This is a genomic window from Deltaproteobacteria bacterium, assembly GCA_016218975.1.
In the GTDB taxonomy this organism is placed as follows: Bacteria; Desulfobacterota; Deferrimicrobia; order Deferrimicrobiales; family Deferrimicrobiaceae; genus JAENIX01.
In genome coordinates this window covers 16,613-34,497 of the sequence record JACRCO010000086.1, presented here as the reverse complement: position 1 = coordinate 34,497, position 17,885 = coordinate 16,613, and the positions used below count along the sequence as shown (strand labels likewise).

18 protein-coding genes and 1 tRNA gene are annotated in these 17,885 nt (G+C 61.2%); all 19 read right to left on the bottom strand.

Annotation, left to right across the window (positions count from 1 at the left end):
* Positions 1-9: 9 nt before the first annotated feature.
* Positions 10-84: transfer RNA gene (locus HY896_12720), tRNA-Gly, on the bottom strand.
* A 305-nt stretch (positions 85-389) separates the two neighbouring features.
* Positions 390-1,709, bottom strand: a complete 1,320-nt coding sequence (locus HY896_12715) for a hypothetical protein (protein MBI5577208.1) — start codon at positions 1,707-1,709, stop codon at positions 390-392.
* A 53-nt stretch (positions 1,710-1,762) separates the two neighbouring features.
* Entirely contained in the window at positions 1,763-3,100 is a 1,338-nt protein-coding gene (gene accC / locus HY896_12710) for an acetyl-CoA carboxylase biotin carboxylase subunit (GenBank protein ID MBI5577207.1), read from the bottom strand.
* A gap of 8 nt (positions 3,101-3,108) precedes the next feature.
* Positions 3,109-3,537: an acetyl-CoA carboxylase biotin carboxyl carrier protein gene (gene accB, locus HY896_12705; protein MBI5577206.1), complete on the bottom strand. Its 429-nt coding sequence runs from the start codon at positions 3,535-3,537 to the stop codon at positions 3,109-3,111.
* Positions 3,538-3,556: 19 nt separating this feature from the next.
* Complete coding sequence (gene efp, locus HY896_12700; GenBank protein ID MBI5577205.1) at positions 3,557-4,114, bottom strand: elongation factor P; 558 nt, start codon at positions 4,112-4,114, stop codon at positions 3,557-3,559.
* 17 nt (positions 4,115-4,131) lie between these two features.
* Complete coding sequence (locus tag HY896_12695) at positions 4,132-5,205, bottom strand: aminopeptidase P family protein (GenBank protein ID MBI5577204.1); 1,074 nt, start codon at positions 5,203-5,205, stop codon at positions 4,132-4,134.
* A gap of 1 nt (position 5,206) precedes the next feature.
* Entirely contained in the window at positions 5,207-5,668 is a 462-nt protein-coding gene (gene aroQ / locus HY896_12690; GenBank protein MBI5577203.1) for a type II 3-dehydroquinate dehydratase, read from the bottom strand.
* Positions 5,665-6,024: a roadblock/LC7 domain-containing protein gene (locus HY896_12685; GenBank protein ID MBI5577202.1), complete on the bottom strand. Its 360-nt coding sequence runs from the start codon at positions 6,022-6,024 to the stop codon at positions 5,665-5,667. The genes aroQ and HY896_12685 overlap by 4 nt, the downstream gene beginning before the upstream one ends.
* Complete coding sequence (gene aroB / locus HY896_12680; GenBank protein MBI5577201.1) at positions 6,002-7,720, bottom strand: 3-dehydroquinate synthase; 1,719 nt, start codon at positions 7,718-7,720, stop codon at positions 6,002-6,004. The genes HY896_12685 and aroB overlap by 23 nt, the downstream gene beginning before the upstream one ends.
* Positions 7,717-8,268 (bottom strand): shikimate kinase, encoded by a 552-nt coding sequence (locus HY896_12675; GenBank protein ID MBI5577200.1) that lies wholly within the window; start codon positions 8,266-8,268, stop codon positions 7,717-7,719. Before HY896_12675 ends, aroB begins: the two co-directional genes overlap by 4 nt.
* Positions 8,265-9,449 carry a chorismate synthase gene (gene aroC, locus HY896_12670; protein ID MBI5577199.1) on the bottom strand — a complete coding sequence of 395 codons (1,185 nt, stop codon included), beginning with the start codon at positions 9,447-9,449 and terminating at the stop codon, positions 8,265-8,267. The genes HY896_12675 and aroC overlap by 4 nt, the downstream gene beginning before the upstream one ends.
* Positions 9,450-9,542: 93 nt before the next feature.
* Entirely contained in the window at positions 9,543-11,798 is a 2,256-nt protein-coding gene (pilQ, locus tag HY896_12665) for a type IV pilus secretin PilQ (GenBank protein MBI5577198.1), read from the bottom strand.
* A 2-nt stretch (positions 11,799-11,800) separates the two neighbouring features.
* Positions 11,801-12,343, bottom strand: a complete 543-nt coding sequence (locus HY896_12660; protein MBI5577197.1) for a pilus assembly protein PilP — start codon at positions 12,341-12,343, stop codon at positions 11,801-11,803.
* The gene (pilO, locus tag HY896_12655) at positions 12,340-12,954 is read right to left on the bottom strand and encodes a type 4a pilus biogenesis protein PilO (protein MBI5577196.1); all 615 of its coding nucleotides are present in this window, start codon (positions 12,952-12,954) and stop codon (positions 12,340-12,342) included. Before pilO ends, HY896_12660 begins: the two co-directional genes overlap by 4 nt.
* A gap of 25 nt (positions 12,955-12,979) precedes the next feature.
* Positions 12,980-13,516, bottom strand: a complete 537-nt coding sequence (locus HY896_12650) for a PilN domain-containing protein (GenBank protein ID MBI5577195.1) — start codon at positions 13,514-13,516, stop codon at positions 12,980-12,982.
* The gene (pilM, locus tag HY896_12645; protein MBI5577194.1) at positions 13,513-14,574 is read right to left on the bottom strand and encodes a type IV pilus assembly protein PilM; all 1,062 of its coding nucleotides are present in this window, start codon (positions 14,572-14,574) and stop codon (positions 13,513-13,515) included. Before pilM ends, HY896_12650 begins: the two co-directional genes overlap by 4 nt.
* 14 nt (positions 14,575-14,588) lie before the next feature.
* Complete coding sequence (locus HY896_12640) at positions 14,589-14,819, bottom strand: helix-turn-helix domain-containing protein (GenBank protein ID MBI5577193.1); 231 nt, start codon at positions 14,817-14,819, stop codon at positions 14,589-14,591.
* A 159-nt stretch (positions 14,820-14,978) separates the two neighbouring features.
* Positions 14,979-16,367: a sigma-54-dependent Fis family transcriptional regulator gene (locus tag HY896_12635; GenBank protein ID MBI5577192.1), complete on the bottom strand. Its 1,389-nt coding sequence runs from the start codon at positions 16,365-16,367 to the stop codon at positions 14,979-14,981.
* Positions 16,360-17,880, bottom strand: a complete 1,521-nt coding sequence (locus HY896_12630) for a HAMP domain-containing histidine kinase (GenBank protein MBI5577191.1) — start codon at positions 17,878-17,880, stop codon at positions 16,360-16,362. The genes HY896_12635 and HY896_12630 overlap by 8 nt, the downstream gene beginning before the upstream one ends.
* Positions 17,881-17,885 lie beyond the last annotated feature (5 nt).

Genomic DNA, 17,885 nt, shown 5'->3' with positions numbered 1-17,885 from the left:
GGAGGAGAATGGAGCGGGCGACCGGATTCGAACCGGCGACGTCAAGCTTGGGAAGCTTGCATTCTACCCCTGAATTACGCCCGCTTGACCCCGTTATTTACCACAGGTGCGCGTTGAAAAGCAACAACACTGAACAGGCCGTTGGGCATACGCCGGAATGGAACATTCGAGCTGCGGACATGAGGGGCGGGCAGCCGGAGTTTGGATGTCTCCACGCGGCGGCGTACGAAGCGCAGCGAAGCCATGGAGGGCGAGAGCAAGCTGAGTCGCAGGCGAGGAGCCCATGGAGGGGCGACGAGCCGTAGCCGCGGGGAGAGCATCCAACGACGGCAGGGACCCGGCCTCGTCGTGCGCAGTCAGCAGGTTGCCGTAATTTTGAAACCGTATATTTAGCGGCGGTACTTTTCAACGCGCGCCGCCACATCCATGTAATCCGGCGCCTCTTCGTGTATCGACAGGAAGATCTCCTTCGCCTCGTTCTCCCTCCCGATTTTCGACAGCAGAACGGCCTTGTGGTACCTGAGGTTCCGCATCTCGTCCTCGGCGAGAGGACCAGAGAGAAGGGCTTCGTCAAGCACGGTAAGCGCCGCCGGGAAATCGCCCTTCTCCGCATACGTGTCCGCCAGAAGGGAGGAGGCGCCGATGAAGAATTCGGGTTTCAGCCGCGCGTGCTGAAATTCACCGGCGGCTTCGTCCAGAAGCCCCATCTCCTTGTAAGCGATGCCGAGATTGTATCGCGCGGCGGGATCAGTCTCCCCGATTTCCTCTTCCACCTTCGCCTGGAGCTTCGACAGGGCATCCTTGACGATGCTTTCCTCTTCGCGGTACGCAGTCTCCTCCGCGGATGGAGGCTTCTCCGCTTTTCCGGCGACGGGCGAAGCCGGTTTTTCCGCCGGAGGAGCGTCCTTCCAGTCAAGCGCCGCAGACGCATCGGCGAAGGAAAGCACTTCGAGGGTAGTGGTGTCCCAGCCTCCGCGCACGGCATCGAGAACCCGCTCCATCTCCCGCGCTTCCTTGAGGTTCCCCCGCTCCAGCGTCTTCTCGACGATCTTCGCAAGGAGTGATTCGCCTTCGGCCGGCTTTCCGATCTTCAGCCACAGGAATCCGCACGGCTCCAGGATCTCCGGATCGTCTCCAGCCGCCGCGATCACCGCCGCCAGGCGCTCCGGGAACCCGGAAATCATCCGCGAGGAGACGACCAGCCCCGCCGCCTTCTTCAATTCGTTGATCGCTTCGTGCAATTTCCTCTGTGATCGAAGGATGTCCGCGATGAACAGGGAGGGAAACGGCGATTTCGACAGGCTTTCTCCCGCCTGCCTCAGGAATTCCACCTTCTGATCGTCGGACGGGAAAAGGCCCTGCCGCCCGATAACGTTCTCCAGTTCCCGCTCGGCATCCGCCGCAAGCCCCTCCTGGGCGAGGAGACGGATCAGCCAACGCAGGAATTCGAGGTTTCCCGGATCGTGCTTTATGATATGCCGAAGCACCGCCACGGCCTTGCCTGCGAATCCGTCCTTTTCGTACATAACGGCGGCGCGGGCAAGCTGATCCAGCCCTTCGACCACCTCCCCCTGCCGTAGAAGGAAGATGCCCAGTTTCTGCCGTGCCTGCGGATCCTGCGGTGCGGACTGGACTCTCTTCGAAAGGGATGTCCGGGTCTCCCCTTCCTTCGGAGGGAACAGTTTCTTGAAAGAATCGAGGAAACCCACGGCGTTTTTCCTTTAGCTTCGCTGCGGCCTGCTCGCGTCCGGAGCGGAAGCGGTCATGTCCTTCCCTTCGCGAGGAAGTTCGTCCATAGCCGCCCCTCGGTGAAATCGGTGTTGCTCATCATTTTCTTGTGCAGGTCCGTCGTCGTCTTCACGCCCTCGATCCGGAGTTCGTCCAGCGCCCTCCGCATACGCATTATCGCCTCGTTCCGGTCTTCCCCGTGGACGATCAGCTTCCCCAAAAGGGAATCGTAAGTGGGCGGGACGACGTAGCCGGGATAAATGGCCGTATCGACGCGAACCCCGAATCCCCCCGGAAAGAGGCACGATCGGATCGTTCCCGGCGATGGTACGAAGCTTTCCGGGTCCTCCGCGTTGATGCGGCATTCGATGGCGTGCCCGCGGAAGTGGATGTCCTTCTGCTCGAAACGCAGCTTTTTCCCGTCCGCGATGCGGAACTGCTCCCGGACTATGTCGACCCCGGTGACCGCCTCGGTCACCGGGTGCTCCACCTGGATTCGCGTGTTCATCTCGAGAAAATAGAACTCCCCGTCCGGCGCGTACAGGAATTCGACGGTCCCCACATTGTTGTAGTTTACCGCGGCGGCGGCATCCACCGCCGATTTCCACAGCCGATTGCGTGTCCGGGCCGGGATGAAGGGTGCAGGAGCTTCCTCGATCAGCTTCTGGTGCCGGCGCTGCACCGAGCAGTCGCGGTCGCCAAGGTGGACGACGTTGCCGAAACGGTCGCCCATGACCTGTACCTCGACGTGCCGGGACTGCTCGAAATACTTTTCGATGTAGACGTCAGCAACGCCGAATGCCGACAGCGCCTCCGACTGGGCGGTGAGGAAAGCGTTGATGAAGGATGCCGGGCTGTGCACGATCTTCATCCCGCGCCCGCCTCCGCCTGCGGCCGCCTTGATGATGACGGGGAACCCTATTTCCTTGGATATTTTCAGCCCTTCGTCTTCCTCCGTGACGGAGGTGTCGCTCCCGGGGACCACGGGGACCTTCACCTTCTGCACGGCACGGCGGGCCTCGATCTTGTCCCCCATCAGCCGGATCGCTTCGGAGGAGGGGCCTATGAATTTGACGCCGTAGTTCTCGCAGATTTCGGCGAACGCCGGGTTCTCCGCGAGGAAACCGTATCCGGGATGGACCGAGTCGGCATCAGTGATCTCGATCGCGCTCAGTATGGAGGGGACGTTGAGGTAGCTCTCCGCGCTCTCGGGAGGACCGACGCAGACCGACTGGTCGGCCATGTGCACGTGCATGGCGTTCCGGTCGGCGGTGGAATAGATCGCAACGGTCTTGATGCCCATCTCGCGGCAGCTGCGTATGATGCGTACCGCGATCTCCCCGCGGTTGGCTATGAGAACTTTATGGATCATGCGGCCGCCTAATCCAGCGCGATGTGGAACAGCGGCTGCCCGTAGGCCACGGGTTGTGCGTTTTCCACGAGGATCGCAGCTACCGTGCCGCTTGCATCGGATTCGATCTGGTTCATGATCTTCATGGCTTCCACGATGCAGAGCACCTGCCCCTTCGTCACCCGCGCGCCGACTTCCACGAACGGCGCGGCGTCGGGGGCCGGAGCCCGGTAAAACGTCCCAACGATGGGGGAAACGATCTCCTTCACGTTGGGCTTGGGGGCCGCCTCCTTCGCAGGCGCGGGAGGAGGCGGTGGCGGCGCGGCGGCCGCAGGGCGGACCTCGGCCACGCTTCCGCGGCGCACCTTCAGCCTGTTATCTCCCCTGGCCACTTCCAGTTCCGTAACGTCGGATCCTTTAAGGAGCTCCAGGATTTCCTTTATCTCCTTGAGATTCATGACGCCCCCTTCGCCTTTGCTATGCTCGTTCGATATATGATCCGGTGCGTGTATCCACCTTGATCCTGTCCCCTTCGTTCAGGAACAACGGCACCTGGACGACCGCTCCCGATTCCAGCTTCGCGGGCTTGCTGGCCCCGCTGACGGTATCGCCCCTGACGCCCGGCTCCGTCTCGACTATCTTCAGCTCGATGAATATGGGGAGCTCGATCCCGATCGGTTCTCCCCGGTAGAAGAGGATCCGGACCGGCAGGTTCTCGATCAGGTAGTTGCCCGCATCTCCTATATGATCGTCGTCAAGGTAGATCTGCTCGTAGGTCGACGTATCCATGAAGTGGCAGACGTTCTCCATGCGATACATGAACTGCATTTCGCGGTCTTCCAGGTCCGGCTTGTCGACCTTGTCGCCGCTCCGGAATGTGTGCTCGAGCACGGCGCCCGTCTTGAGGTTCTTCAGTTTCGTCCGGACGAAAGCTCCTCCCTTTCCGGGTTTCACGTGCTGGAAATAGACGATGACGTACGGATCGCCCTCGAACTCGATCTTGAGGCCGTTGCGGAAATCCGATGTCGTAAACATGAACCCTTCCTCCCCTGTCAGACCAGACGCGAACCCGTTTTGGGAAGATAGGTTATCCGCTCCCCCCGCGTCCCGGCGATCCTCAGCATGTCTTCCAGCCTTATCCCTCCCTCCCCCGGAAGGTACACCCCCGGCTCCACGGTGACCACCATTCCCTCGGCAAGCCGGTCCCCGGACCGGACGGAAAGCGAAGGGCGCTCGTGGATATCGAGGCCGACGCCATGACCGGTGGAATGAACAAAATACTTCAAATATCCCGAGCGGTCCAGAGATTCCCGCACGCGCCCGTCCACTTCGCGGCAGGGCGTTCCCGGGCGGAGAGCCCGGATTCCCGCGTCCTGTGCGCGCCGAACGGCGTCGTATGCCCGACGGATCGCGGAGGAGGGTCGTTCGGGAAGCAGGGTGACGGTCTCATCCGAGCAGTATCCCGCTTTCCTTGCTCCGAAATCGACGATGACCGCCTCCCCCGCTCCGATGCGGCGCGATATGGGCACGGCATGAGGCATCGCGGCGCGTGGGCCGGATGCGACGATCGGACGGAAGGATGTCTCCTCCGCGCCGAGCGCCTTCATCTTCCTCTCGATGTCGGCCGCCACCTCCGATTCGGAGCGCCCCCGGAACCCGCCGGATAACACTGAAAGAAGGGCGCCCGAGGCGACGACGGCGGAGTTCTCGATCGCCAGTATCTCCTCCCGATCCTTCCGCATGCGCAGCTCTTCGACGGGATCCGGCAGCGGCACCCATTTATTTTCGTCTTTTCGCGAGAGGAGCCTGAATTGTTCGACGGTCAGGTGCCGGGATTCGTATCCAATCCGGGCGGGGCGGGCGCGACGGATACGCCGGGACGCCTCTTTCCATTTACGGTCGGAAACGACGACTTCGGCACCCGCGACTTCAGCCCGGGACTGCTCTTCGTACCTGCCGTCCGTGAGGAACGTGGCCCCGCCGGGGGACACGAGGAGTATGCCGTCGCTTCCGCTGAAACCGCAAAGATAGCGGATGTTCGTGAGCCGGACGCAGAGGAACATGTCGATCCTGCGTCTCTGCAGGATCGAAACGAGCCTGTCGATGCGGAAACCGCCTGCCGGCAAATCAGTCCGCTTCCCGCAGGAGATGAAGTATGGCTTTCAGGGCGAGAACGTAACCGTAGCCTCCGAAACCGGCGATGCGGCCCGCCACCACGTCCTCCACCGTGGAGGTACGCCGGAACGGCTCCCGGCTGGCGGGATTGCTCAGGTGCAGCTCCACGGCGGGCATGCCGGCGTATATCAGCGCGTCACGGATGGCGACGCTTGTATGCGTGTAACCGCCCGGATTGATGACGAGGCCGTCAGCCTTCCCGCGGGCTTCCTGGAGCCTGCCGACGATCTCTCCCTCGTGGTTTGACTGGAAAAATTGCACGACGGCGCCTTCCGAAAGCGCCGCTTTCTTGACCGAGCGGCGTATTTCCGCAAGGGTCGTCTTCCCGTACACTTCAGGCTCGCGGAGGCCGAGCACGTTCAGGTTCGGGCCGTCGATGAACAGGATCCTGGGACGTCGGCCCGGCCGGTTCATAGCATCTCCTTCGCCCGCCGCGCCGCCTGGAGGAGCTGGAATCGGCACTTGCCCGGAACGGCGGAAGGATCGGCGACCAGCAGGATTATGTAATCCTCGTTCACGCGCGCCGCAAGTATCGACCCCTCGTCTCCGGCGACGCACACCTCCCTTGCGCTTCCCAGGCCGTTTTCGCACGCGATGCGGCCGGATTCCTTGAAGAACTGCGCCATCTCGGCGCAAAGCGCCGAAATATCCAGAGTCTGCGGCGAAACCTGCCACTCCTCTACCGGCAGACCGTCTCCGCCCGCCAGGGCTCCCCCCCGGATGCCGGGATTCTTCCTGTGCATCCCTTCAATGAGGTCCCGAAAGCTCATAGCCGTACTCCTTCGCGATCGTTCCGAGGAAGAAGGCCAGCGCGGTTTCGACCGCCCGTTCCTCTCGCGTCTTTTTCCATTCCAGCGCGCGTATGTCGCCCGGATCCCGCCGGAGGATCTCGTCGATGATCCGGCGTGCAATCTCCCTCTCGCCCTGGTCCCAGCAGACATCGGCCATGGTAACGGTAAGTACGGAGGGAGCAGGTTCCTCCGCGGATTCCTCTGCGGATTCCTCCGGAAGCTCGGCCGGACGGATTTCGAAGATCCCCTCGTCGAGGAGAATAACGTCCTCCAGAGGCGGCGGAGCCGCATCTCCTTCCGTGGAAACCGAGCCGATGAGTTCCCTTTCGATCTCCCGGGCCAGCCTCTGCGCTCCGGGATCGGCTGGATACTGGTGAAGCGCCTCCTTGATCGTTTCCCAGGCCGCGGAATATTTCCCGGCGGCGAGGTAGGCTTCGGACAGCAGCGACATGGCCCGCAGATCGCGCGGGTTTTCCGCGACCAGGCGTTCCAGCGATCGTATCGCCCCCTCCAGGTCGCCCCCTTCCATCCGCGCGCGCAACGCCTTTTCCTCGGCGGAATCGACGGACGTCCCGCGATCCCTCCTCCTTACCTCCTCACGGACGGCCGGAAGTTCCTTCCTGATCAGTGACAGGGGGATCCGTTTCAGCACGAAAGCTCCGGGTGCGGTCACCATCGGAAGATCCACGTCCGATACGACCCGCTTCTTGTCCGCCCCGATCGCGGAAGCGATCGCCTCGGACGCTATGCCCGGTTCGTCGAGGGCGAATCCGAATTCCTTCAAAAGCGAGCAGAGCCGTTCCTCGACCTCCCGGGGGGTGACTCCGAGACGTCGCGCAAGGACCGCTTCCCAGGCGAGCCCCATCGCAACCGCCTCTCCGTGAAGGAGGTTTCCGTATCCGCCCGCCTGCTCCATGGCGTGCCCCACGGTGTGCCCGAGGTTGAGGACTCTCCGCACTGAAGATTCCAGCTCGTCCTTTTCCACGATGGAGGCCTTGAAGGCGACGGTCCGCCTCACGACATCGCGCCATTCCCGCCCGGACATGGACCGCCATCGGCTTCCGATGGAGCAAAGCGTTTCCCAGAGCGCCGCGTCCCCCGCAAGGGCGCACTTGACCACTTCCCCCATGCCGGACAGTAACTGCCGGTCGTCGAGCGTCCGTAGGAATCCGTCGCCGATGAAGACCGCCCGCGGCTGGTGGAATGCCCCGACGAGATTTTTCCCTTCAGGCAGATTGAACCCCGTTTTCCCCCCGACGCTGCTGTCCACCTGGGAAAGCAGCGTGGTCGGCACCTGTATGTACGGGACGCCGCGAAGCCACGTGGCGGCGGCGAAACCTGCGAGGTCCCCGACAACTCCTCCGCCGAAGGCGATGACCAGCGAATCCCGGTCCGCGTTACCTTCCGAGAGGAATGCGTAAATCCCAAGCACCGTCTGCCAGTTCTTCGTCTCTTCTCCCGGCTCGACGGCATGGATGCGGTGGGAGATGCCGCCCAGGCCGGCGCGTATATCGTCGCCGTAGATGGCAGCCACGGTCCGGTCCGTCACGACGAACACCGATCTGCCCGGAAAGAACCGGCAGATCCACTCCTGGAGGAGCGGATAGACATCCTCCCCGAAAAATATGTCGTACGTCCGCTCGCCCAATGCGACAGTCAGCATGTCGGAGGTCATGCGCCTCCCTCCTCCCGGCCCGCGTGGCGGCCGCCTGACAGAAGCGCAAGGATGTCCTCGGCCACTTCCCGCGCCGGGCGGCTTCCCGTGGGCACGGTGAAATCGGCCAGCAGGTAAAAGGGGCGCCGTGCCTCCAACAATTCCCGCAATCCCTTCTCCTCTCCCGGGAGCAACGGGCGGGACCTGTCGCCGGACAGCCGCGCAAGGACGGATTCGCAGGAGACATCGAGGAAGAAAACCGGACCGTAGGCCGACAACATAAGCCGGTTCCCTTCATCCAGGAAAGCGCCGCCCCCTGCTGCGATCACCCGTCCCGGAACGGAAACCACGTTGCGTATCGCCGCCTTTTCCATCTTGCGGAACGCACCCTCCCCCGGGGAAGCGAAAATTTCCCGGATGCTTCGCCCTTCCGCCTTCTCTATCAGATCGTCGACGTCCACGAATTCGGCGTCCAGTCGCTTCGCGAGCATCTTCCCGACGGTGGTTTTCCCCGCGCCCATGAACCCGACTAGAACCGCTTCGCGCGGACCCTTTTCCCCGCGGCTCATCCCGCCCCGATATTCTTCAAGTAACCCGCATAATTATATTGGATTTCCTTCATCGAATCGCCCCCGAATTTCTCAAGGAAAGCGTCGGCAAGAACCAGGGCCACCATTGCCTCGACCACTACGGAGCACGCCGGGACCGCGCAGACGTCGCTCCGTTCGCGGTGGGCGGAATCCTGCGCCCAGGTCCCGATCTCTATGGTGCGAAGCGGACGGGATTGGGTCGGAATGGGCTTCATGGCCGCTCGTACCAGGATCGGTTCCCCGTTGCTCATGCCGCCCTCCACCCCGCCTCCCCGGTTCGTCTTCCTGTGGAACGGCAGAGTTGCCCTGCCACGTAGCGGATTCCCTTCGCTTTTCCCGGGGAATATTTCGTCGTGCACCCTGCTCCCGGGAAGAACGGAAAGCGCGAAACCGCCGCCGATCTCGACACCCTTGATCGCCGGAATGCTCATCACCGCCGCCGCCAGGCGGGCGTCCAGTCTTCTGTCCCACGACGCAAACGACCCAAGGCCCGGCGGGACACCCTTTGCGATCGTCTCCACCGTTCCGCCCGCGGACGTGCCTTTTTTCCGCGCCCTGTTTATCAGGCGTATCGCGCGGGCCTCCGCGCCGGGATCGGCCATACGCAAAACGCTTTGTTCCGCGCATACCGTGCTGTCCCAGTTCCCGGACGCTTCTCCCGGCACGCGGACGTTCCCGATGGAAAGCACGTGGCCGGCGATGCCGACGCCCAATTCACGAAGGAACATTCCCGCAATGGCTGCGGCGGCGACGCGAGCCGCGGTCTCCCTCGCGCTGGCGCGCTCGAGCACATTGCGGACGTCCTTGTGTCCGTATTTTAGGACTCCCGAAAGATCGGCATGCCCGGGTCTTGCGGTCAGCAGGGGGGGAATCCCCTTGCCTTCTCCCTCCTGCGACATCTTGTCGCGCCAGTTTTCCCAATCACGGTTCCTGATGAGAAGCGCCACCGGGCTTCCGAGCGTGCGCCCGAAGCGGACGCCCGACAGGATTTCCGCCTCGTCCCGCTCGATCTTCATCCGGTCCCCGCGTCCGTACCCGGCCTGACGCCGCGCAAGCTCGCGCCCGATTCTCTGCGCGCTTACAGGAAGACCGGCCGGCAGCCCCTCGACGATGACGACGAGCGCCGGGCCGTGTGTTTCTCCCGCGGTATGGAACGTCAACCTGCCGATGGCACACTCCGATCAAAATTAAATGGAGCACCCGGTCCCCCGCGACCAGGTGCTCCGGTCAATGCGAAATCTGCCGATGACCGATCAGGAAGTCTTGGCCTGCGCCGGCTCCTGCTTCATGATCTTCGGCGTTATGAAAATCAGAAGCTCCCGGTTTGTCGCCACGTTCGCGTCTTTCCTGAAAAGATAACCGAAGATCGGTATCTTCGACAGCCAGGGAACCGCTGCCCGGGATTCGTTACGGGTGATCTGGAGAATTCCTCCGATCACTGCCGTCTCCCCGTCGCGAACCAGCACGTTGGTGGTGGCCTTCTTCTTGTTGATCGCCGGCTGGCCGGTCGCTCCCACTTCACCTTGCGAGTCGTTCTTCGCCTCGATCTTCATGATCACGCTGCCGTCGGGGGTGATATGCGGCGTCACCTTCAGGCTCAGTGTCGCGTCCACGAACTGGGTGTTCGTGCCGGAAGCGGAAACCGTGGAATAGGGGATCTGGGTCCCCTGTTCGATAACCGCCTCCTTGTTGTCGATCGTAATGACCTTGGGAGACGAGATCACCTTCCCCTTTCCGGCGGCTTCCAGTGCAGACAGGGATACATCCAGGCGGAAATTGTTCGTGAATATTCCGAAACCGATCCCGCCTCCGGCGCCCTGCCCGACCGCGGCGGGGAGGTTTACCGCATAATTGGCCGTTTCGAACGGATTCGGTGTATTGGAGATCGGCAGACCGGACAGGAACGTCCCGTCCGCTCCCTGGATTCCGCTCACGCCCACCCCTGCTTTTCCCGTTGTTCCCTGATAAATGCCCCCCCAACGCACTCCGAGCTCCTTCGTGGCGTTGGTGTCGACTTCCACGATCCTCGCCTCGATCAGCACTTGCGGCGTCGCGGTGTCGAGGCGTGCGATCAGCGACTTCGCTTCCGCTATATTCTTGGCCAGGTCCCGGATCACTATCGTGTTGGTCCGCTCATCCACCTGAAGCTTCCCGCCCTCCGAAAGCAGATCCTTGATCTGAACCTGCAGGTCGCCGGCTTTCGTATAACTAATGGGAATGGTTTCCGTAATGGCCTCAAAAGTGGCTTTCAGCCTCTCCACTTCCTTCTGGGTATCCAGGCGGTTCTTTTCCTCCGCGCGCAAGGTCGCCAGAGGAGCGATCCTGACAACGTTTCCTTCCTGCTTCAAGCCGAGGGACTTCGCCTGAAGGACAAGATCCAGCGCCTGGTCCCAGGGGACGTTGACGAGGCGAAGAGTCACTTTTCCGCGGACATCGTCGGACGTGATTATGTTGAGGTTGCTGACTTCAGCGATGATCCTGAAGACGTTCTGCAGGTCCGCGTCCTTGAAGTCCATGGATATCCGCTGCCCGGTGTATTTTCGCTGACTGCCGGAATCCCCGCCGTAAACGAACCCCAGGCGAGGCGCCCCCGCGGCCGTCCCGTTGCCCTTATCGGCTCCCGCTTGAGGAGCCGCGGCAGCCTCAGCCCTGGGCTCCACCCGGGCGACCATGACGCCTTCCGCGGCGCCGGGGCCCTTCCTGGGGAAAGAGACGACCACGGCGTCGCCGCGCTTCTCCACCGTATATTCGGCATCGGAAGCGAAGGCCACTGTCACGTCTACCCCCGCCTTTCCCGCAACGGGCTCAACGCGGGTCACGGGAATACCGAGCTTGCGCGCATCGATCAGCCGCAGCAGCCCCTTCTCCGCCTTTGCGCCCGGGAAGGACAATATAACGCTCCCGGTTTTTTTACGTACCTGGTGGCTCGCTCCGCCCGCGACGGTGACCACGACGTTGGAGGCGTCAGGAAGGTCCTCGATGTCGATCCCGACGACGGCAGGGCCTTTGGCCGGCGGTTTCCCTTCCTCGACACGATCCATGCTGGTAACTTTCTCTTCCTGCCCCCCTCCCACGGATACGACGATCTTTCCATCTTCCGAAGTCACAAGGAAAGGAAGCGGGCGATCCTCCGGCGTTTCCACCAACAGGCGGAGCTTCTTTTCCTGCTGGGACAGTTTCACGGATTTGACCTGCGGCGTGCCGACTGCGATCTCGGATGCGGCGGTTCCCTTGTTTACCCCCCAAATGTCAACGACTATCCGGAACGGGTCATTCAGCTTGAAGGAATTGTAGTTCTCTATCTTTCCCTCGAACCGGGCCTCTATATTGGTGTAGTACGGCGTGCGGGAGACCGTGACATCCTTTACGGCTCCTCCGGGACCGGCCGGCGCTTCCTTTTCGGCAGCACCAGGCACGGAAGGGACTGCCGCGATGATCGCCAGCAAAACAAGGGCGACCGGCCATGCCGGTATGCGTTTCCTTGCCCGCGTGCCCGGGATAACGTCCATTTTCAATTTCCTCCTGCGCTCTGTAACTTCAGTGAAATACGCCGAACGACCACCGCACCCGTATTGTCCCGGTGTTCTTCCTTCACCACCATCTCACCGTCGGAAATCTTCTGAACGGTGCCGCCTCCCCGCCCGATCTTCGTCCCCACGGTAACCGTGTATCCTTTCCCTTCGGCGTCCTCCACGAGCGCGTATGCCGCCTTGGGACCCCATATGACCCCGACGAACTTGAGTTCGCCAAGGTCGTACCGCTGCAGCGGGGGAACGCCCTCCATCCTCGCCCGCACATCTTTCGGCTCCACCTTCACGAACGGCACGAACGGATCCCTCTTCCCCGCGGGGCTGTAAAGGGCCGCCGCCGGTTTTACGGCCTGGTTATCGAGCGGCTTCGCCCCCTCCGCCGGCTTGGGCTGTTCCTTGGGAACCATCTTTTTCACGACTTGCTGCGGCGCCTGCTCCTCCTTCGCGCATCCGGCCGTGCCTACCGCGCACAGGCCGAACACCGCCGCTATTGCAAGAATAGACCGCGCGGTCATCCAGGTCATTTCGCTTTTCCTTTTCCGGCTTCGGAAGCTTCCTGGGGCTTCTGCTCGAGGAACCGGTACGTGGTGGCGGTGAAGGACACGCTGACCGACATATGGTTTTCCCCGGCCGGTTTAGGATTGCTGAAGACAATTTCCGAAAGATTCACGATGCGGGGCAGGTGGCTCACCTTGTCGGCGAAAAGGAGATAGCTGTGGAAGTCGCCGCTCACTGCGATGGAGACCGGGATCTCGGCGTAGAAATCCTTCGCCCCCTCCTTGGCGGGAGCGAACTTGATGAATTCCAGCCCGGACTCCTTGCCCAGGTCCGATACGTTCTTCAGAAGGCTGGGGATCTCCGCGGAGTTGGGAAGCTGCTCCAGCAGAAGGCCAAGCTGCTCTTCGAGCCTGCTGACCTCCGCCTTGAAGGAAGGCAGGTTTTTCGCGATGTCGGCCTGCATTTTGATTACGGCGTCCAGTTCGTTCAGCTTCTTCTGTTTATCGGCTTTTTGAACCGCCAGTTCACGGTGGTAGAGATAGTAATATCCCGTCACCATCAGCATGCAGACAAGCACGGCAAGGAACACTTTCTGCTTCGGCGGGACTTTAGAGAGATCACCCAGTTTCAACGCCATCCCGACACCTCTTCCCGTTCCCCGGTCAGCCGGGCATCATCTCGAACGTCAAATTGAATTTCATCAACTTGACGCCCATGACCGTCGTCTGGTCCGCCGATCCCAATGCCACGTTCTGAAAACGCCCGCTTTGACCGAGCGCCGTCATGAAGTTGGCGATCGTATGGTTGTTCAGGGCGACGCCCGAAAGGGAAACCTGTGTGCCCTTCATTTCCATCCTGTCGATCCAGCATTTCTCGGGTATGGAAGCGGAAACCGTTTCGAACACCCTCATCGGGAGCGTCCTCCCCCTCTGAAGGTTGGAAATGATGTCCACCTTCCGCAGAAGTTCCGCCTTCCGGAGCTTGAACTTCTCGACCTCTCCTATCTCCTTTTTCAAACGCTCGATCTCGGCGTTCTTGCGGACTATATCGGTCTCCAGTTCCTTGATCCGGTTGGTCTCCATCCTGTGGAACATGAACAGCCCCGCAAGGATGAGCAGCGGCAGGACGAGATAGGCGGCATTTATGTCCAGCTCCTTGCGTTTCTTCCGTCTCCCGCGGATCAGGTTTATGCGGATCATCGGCGATCCTCCAGGTTACGGAGCGCAAGTCCTATCGCTACCGTCGCGGCCGTCGTATTCCGGGACACCACCGCAGGATCCACCAGGCGCTCATCCACCGTCAGCCCTTCGAAGGCGTTGAAGATCTCGACTTCGACGCCGATCTTCTCGGCCATCATTTCCTTCAGGAACCGGGATTTCGCCGCCCCGCCGGTCAGGAACACCTTCGTGACAAGCCGGTCCGGGTAAGTGGCCGAAAAGAAGTTGTAGGAGCGCTGCGCTTCCGTGGCGAGGACGCTGGAAACGGTTTTCATGACTTCCGTCAGCTTCTCGGCGCGGTCTGCGGCATCCTTGGCCCCGACCTTCAGCGCTTCCGCCGTCTCGAAGCTCACGGCAAGCTGTTTCTGGATCTCGGAGGTGTACATCCCCCCTCCCATCGGCACGTCCCTCGTAAACAGGGGGACACCCGAATGGAGGATGTTGACGTTCATGAAGGAAGCTCCGACGTTTATCACCATCGGGACCTGCTCGTCGGAGACCGGATGGCAGAACTCGAACGCGTTCCCCGCGGCGATGGAGTCGATGTCCACTATCGACGGGGACAGACCGGCATCCTTTACCACGGAGATATAATCGTTGACCAGGTCCGTTTTCACGGCCACGAGGAGAACGTCCATCCTGGAAGGATCGTCCTTGAGAGGCCCGATCACCTGGAAGTCTATCTTGACGTCCTTGATGTCGAAGGGGATGTACTGCTCCACTTCCCACTGGATGGACTCTTCCAGCTTTTCCGGAGTCGTGGTGGGCAGGACGACCTTTTTGATTATGACCGAATGCCCGGAAAGGGAGGTGGCCACCTCCTTTTCCCTCACTTTCAGCTCGCGCAAGGCAGTTTTTATTCCTTCGATCACGGAGGCATGATCCATTATGGCCCCGTCTACGATTGCATCCGGCGGAAGGTGGAACACCCCGAATTTCTTCACGCCGTATTCGTTCCCGGCAGCCTTGATATGTGCAAGCTTGATCGAGCTTGAGCCTATGTCCAGGCCGATCAGGTCTTTCGATCCGAATATCGCCATCGCCATCCCCGCGATCAGTCTTCCTTCTTGAAGACTTTGTCCCTGTCGGACAACTGGAGCCCCAGGGACAGTATGATCTTGCGTTTCGTATCCATGCGGCACGCCATTCCCTTTTCCACCCGGTCGATGGTCAAGACCGACACGCCGGCGCGCCGGGCCAGCTCAGCCTTGCTCATCAGCAGCCCTTCCCTGATTTTTCGGACATTATTGGCTTCCAGTTTAGTCCTCTCTTTCGTCGTTTTCATCATTGGGACACCAACCCCCCGATCGGAAAAGGCGTTTGAATCGCACCCGTGCGGGCCCTGGGCAAAATCATACCTCCCTGTAAGTTTAAGTCAAGCGATTTTTAACTGAATATTAAATTAGCATAATTATACTAAATTATGATCAATTCAAACCGATGATCAGTTCAAACCGTAAGCCTTCGCCTTGTATATCAATGCCGGGTGGCTGATACCCAAAAGCTCCGCCGCTTTCGGCCGGTTCCCCCCGGTGCGCTCGAGTGCAAGCCGTATAAGCTGCTTTTCGACTTCCCGGATCGCCTCCTTGAGATCGGGTCGATCCAATGGTACGGGAACCTGTACGAGGTAAGAGGGGGATTCCCTCCGATCCACCGGGGTCCCGCGTTTCCAAATGGAAAGCAGTTCCTCGCGGCTGACATCTCTACCCCCCGAAAGAAGGACGCAACGCTCGATCAGGTTCTCCAGTTCCCGCACATTCCCCCTCCAATCGTATTCCCTCAGGGTCTCAAGGCTTTCCGGCATGAGGGACATTGAGGGCTTCCCGAATTTCTGCGAGAAACGGCCGAGGAAATGCTGCGCAAGCAGCGGGATATCCTCCCTGCGGTCCCTTAATGGAGGAATGTGGATCCGTATCACATTCAGCCGGTAGAACAGGTCTTCACGGAACCTTCCGTCCGCCACCTCCTGCTCCAGGTCCCTGGCGGTTGCGGCGACAAGCCTGATGTCGACTTTCCTGATTTCGGTGTCTCCAAGCCGGCGAAGTTCCCCTTCCTGAAGCACGCGGAGCAATTTGGCCTGCAGCGGAAGGGAAAGCTCGCCGATTTCGTCCAGGAACAGCGTCCCGTCGCCCGCCTTTTCAATGAGGCCTTCCCGGTCCGATTTCGCATCCGTGAACGCGCCTTTGCGGTGCCCGAACAGTTCGCTCTCCAGGAGATTTTCCGGGATCGCTCCGCAGCTGATCGCCACGAACGGCCCCTTTCCCCGGCGTCCGGCAAAATGAAGCATCCGGGCCACGAGTTCCTTTCCCGTTCCGCTTTCTCCCGTGACGAGAACCGTGGCATCGTAATCCTTTACCTTTTCCACCATCCGGACGACTTCCGCCATGGCCGGGCTCGCGTACAGCAGGTCGTCGGGCCGCGGCGCCTTTACGACTTCGCTCCTCAGGTACTCGTTCTCCCTTCGAAGGGCCTCCCTCTCCCGGGCCTTCCTGAGCGTCAAAAGGATCTCATCGCTCATGAACGGCTTGGAAACGTAGTCGTAAGCGCCCGATTTCATCGCTTCAACGGCGGTTTCGAACGTTCCGAACGCTGACATCATGATCACGGTGCCGCGGATCCTGCGTGCGACGATCTCCCGGAGCAGCTCCAGTCCGCCCATTTCCGGCATCCTGATGTCGCAGAGGACGAAATCGAACGCCTCCCTCTCGAGAGCATGGAGCGCCTCCTTTCCGTTTCCGGCTTGCGCAACCGCGTATCCCTCGGAGGAAAGGATTTTACCGAGCACATCGCGCATCCCCGCTTCGTCGTCGACCACCAATACCCGGTCAGACATCCGATTCCCTTCCGGCGGCCGCCGCCGCACTTGCAGCCGGACTGACGGGAAGGACGACGGTAAAGGTCGAGCCCTTGCCCTTCTCGCTCCCGGCGCGAATTTCACCCCCCGCCCCTTCCACGATGGCGCGTGATACAGACAAGCCGAGGCCCGTCCCTTTACCCGGTTCCTTTGTCGTGAAAAACGGATCGAATACGATCTCCAGGTTTTCGGGGCTTATCCCGCCCCCGGTATCCGAGATCGACACGGCCACCCCTTCGGACTGGGCCTTTTCCCGCCCCCCGCGCAGCGTAATGACATCCACATTCGATGGATCGGTGGCGCGCCTTCTTACGTCGCGGGCAGACCGCGGAATCCACGGCACGACTTCGAAGGTGCGGATCCGGAGCGTTCCACTATCTCCCATCGCGTCCACCGCGTTCAGAACCAGATTCAGAAGGACCTGCTGAAGCCGCCCTGCGGAAATGCACGCACGGCCGACCTCCCCGTATTCGACATCGATTTCGATATTACGGAACATCTTCCTGAACGAGAGAACATCCAATGTTTCGCGCACGGCGGCATTAATGTCCGCCTGCGCCTCGCCCTCGATCCCCCCCGGGGAAGCCACCGACAGTAGTCCGCGGACTATATTCTCTATTTTCCGCGTCTCCTCGACGATCTTGCCAAGACATTCCTCACGCTCCGCCCTGTCCACGGAAGTCTTCCCGAGGTACTCCGCGTACCCTCTCACCGCCATCAGAGGGCTTCCCACTTCGTGCGCGACACCGGCGGCCAGCCGTCCGACCGTCGCCAGCTTTTCGGAACGGTACGCGTCGAATTCGGCACGTCGGGCCTTTTCCCTCGCCGAAAGCATCGCTTCGACCATCCGGTTGAACGAGGCGCCCAGCTGCCCCACCTCATTCCCCGGGTATTCGTCCGCCCGCAGGCCGTAATCACCCGCTGCAATCTTTTCGGCTACTGATGCAAGGCGCCGCAAGGGGCGCACGACCGAACGATCCATGAGGAACGTCCCGAACAGGACCATGACGATTATATCCGCTCCCACCAGCAGGCCCGCGATCCTGACGAGGTGCCGCGCCTCCTTTACGACCCCGGGCGAATAGAACCGGACACGAATTCCCCTGGCGCGATCCGTCCCCGCGGCAAGCGGAAGAGTCACATCTACCGCCGGATGGACGGAAAGTATTCCGCCGGCGGTTTCGCCTGCCGGTTCGACGATGACGCCGTCCGCCGGAGGGCCTTCGGGAAGCAGATCCACCCCCTGCACATAGGGCGATTGACCGGAAACCGCCCCCGGGATTCTTGCCATGCCGGCGACCCCGCCTTCTCCCGCCGCTTCAACGGAGCTTCTGACGGCGTATGCGACCGAAAGCGCCGCCTCGGCATGACGGCGTTCCATGCTGAGTTCGATGGCTTTCAGGGAAAAAAGGGCCAGCAGGGAAAGGGAGCCGACGGCGATAAGCGTCAACTGGATGACGACGCCCGTCCGCACCGAAACGTCCCGTTTCAACCGGA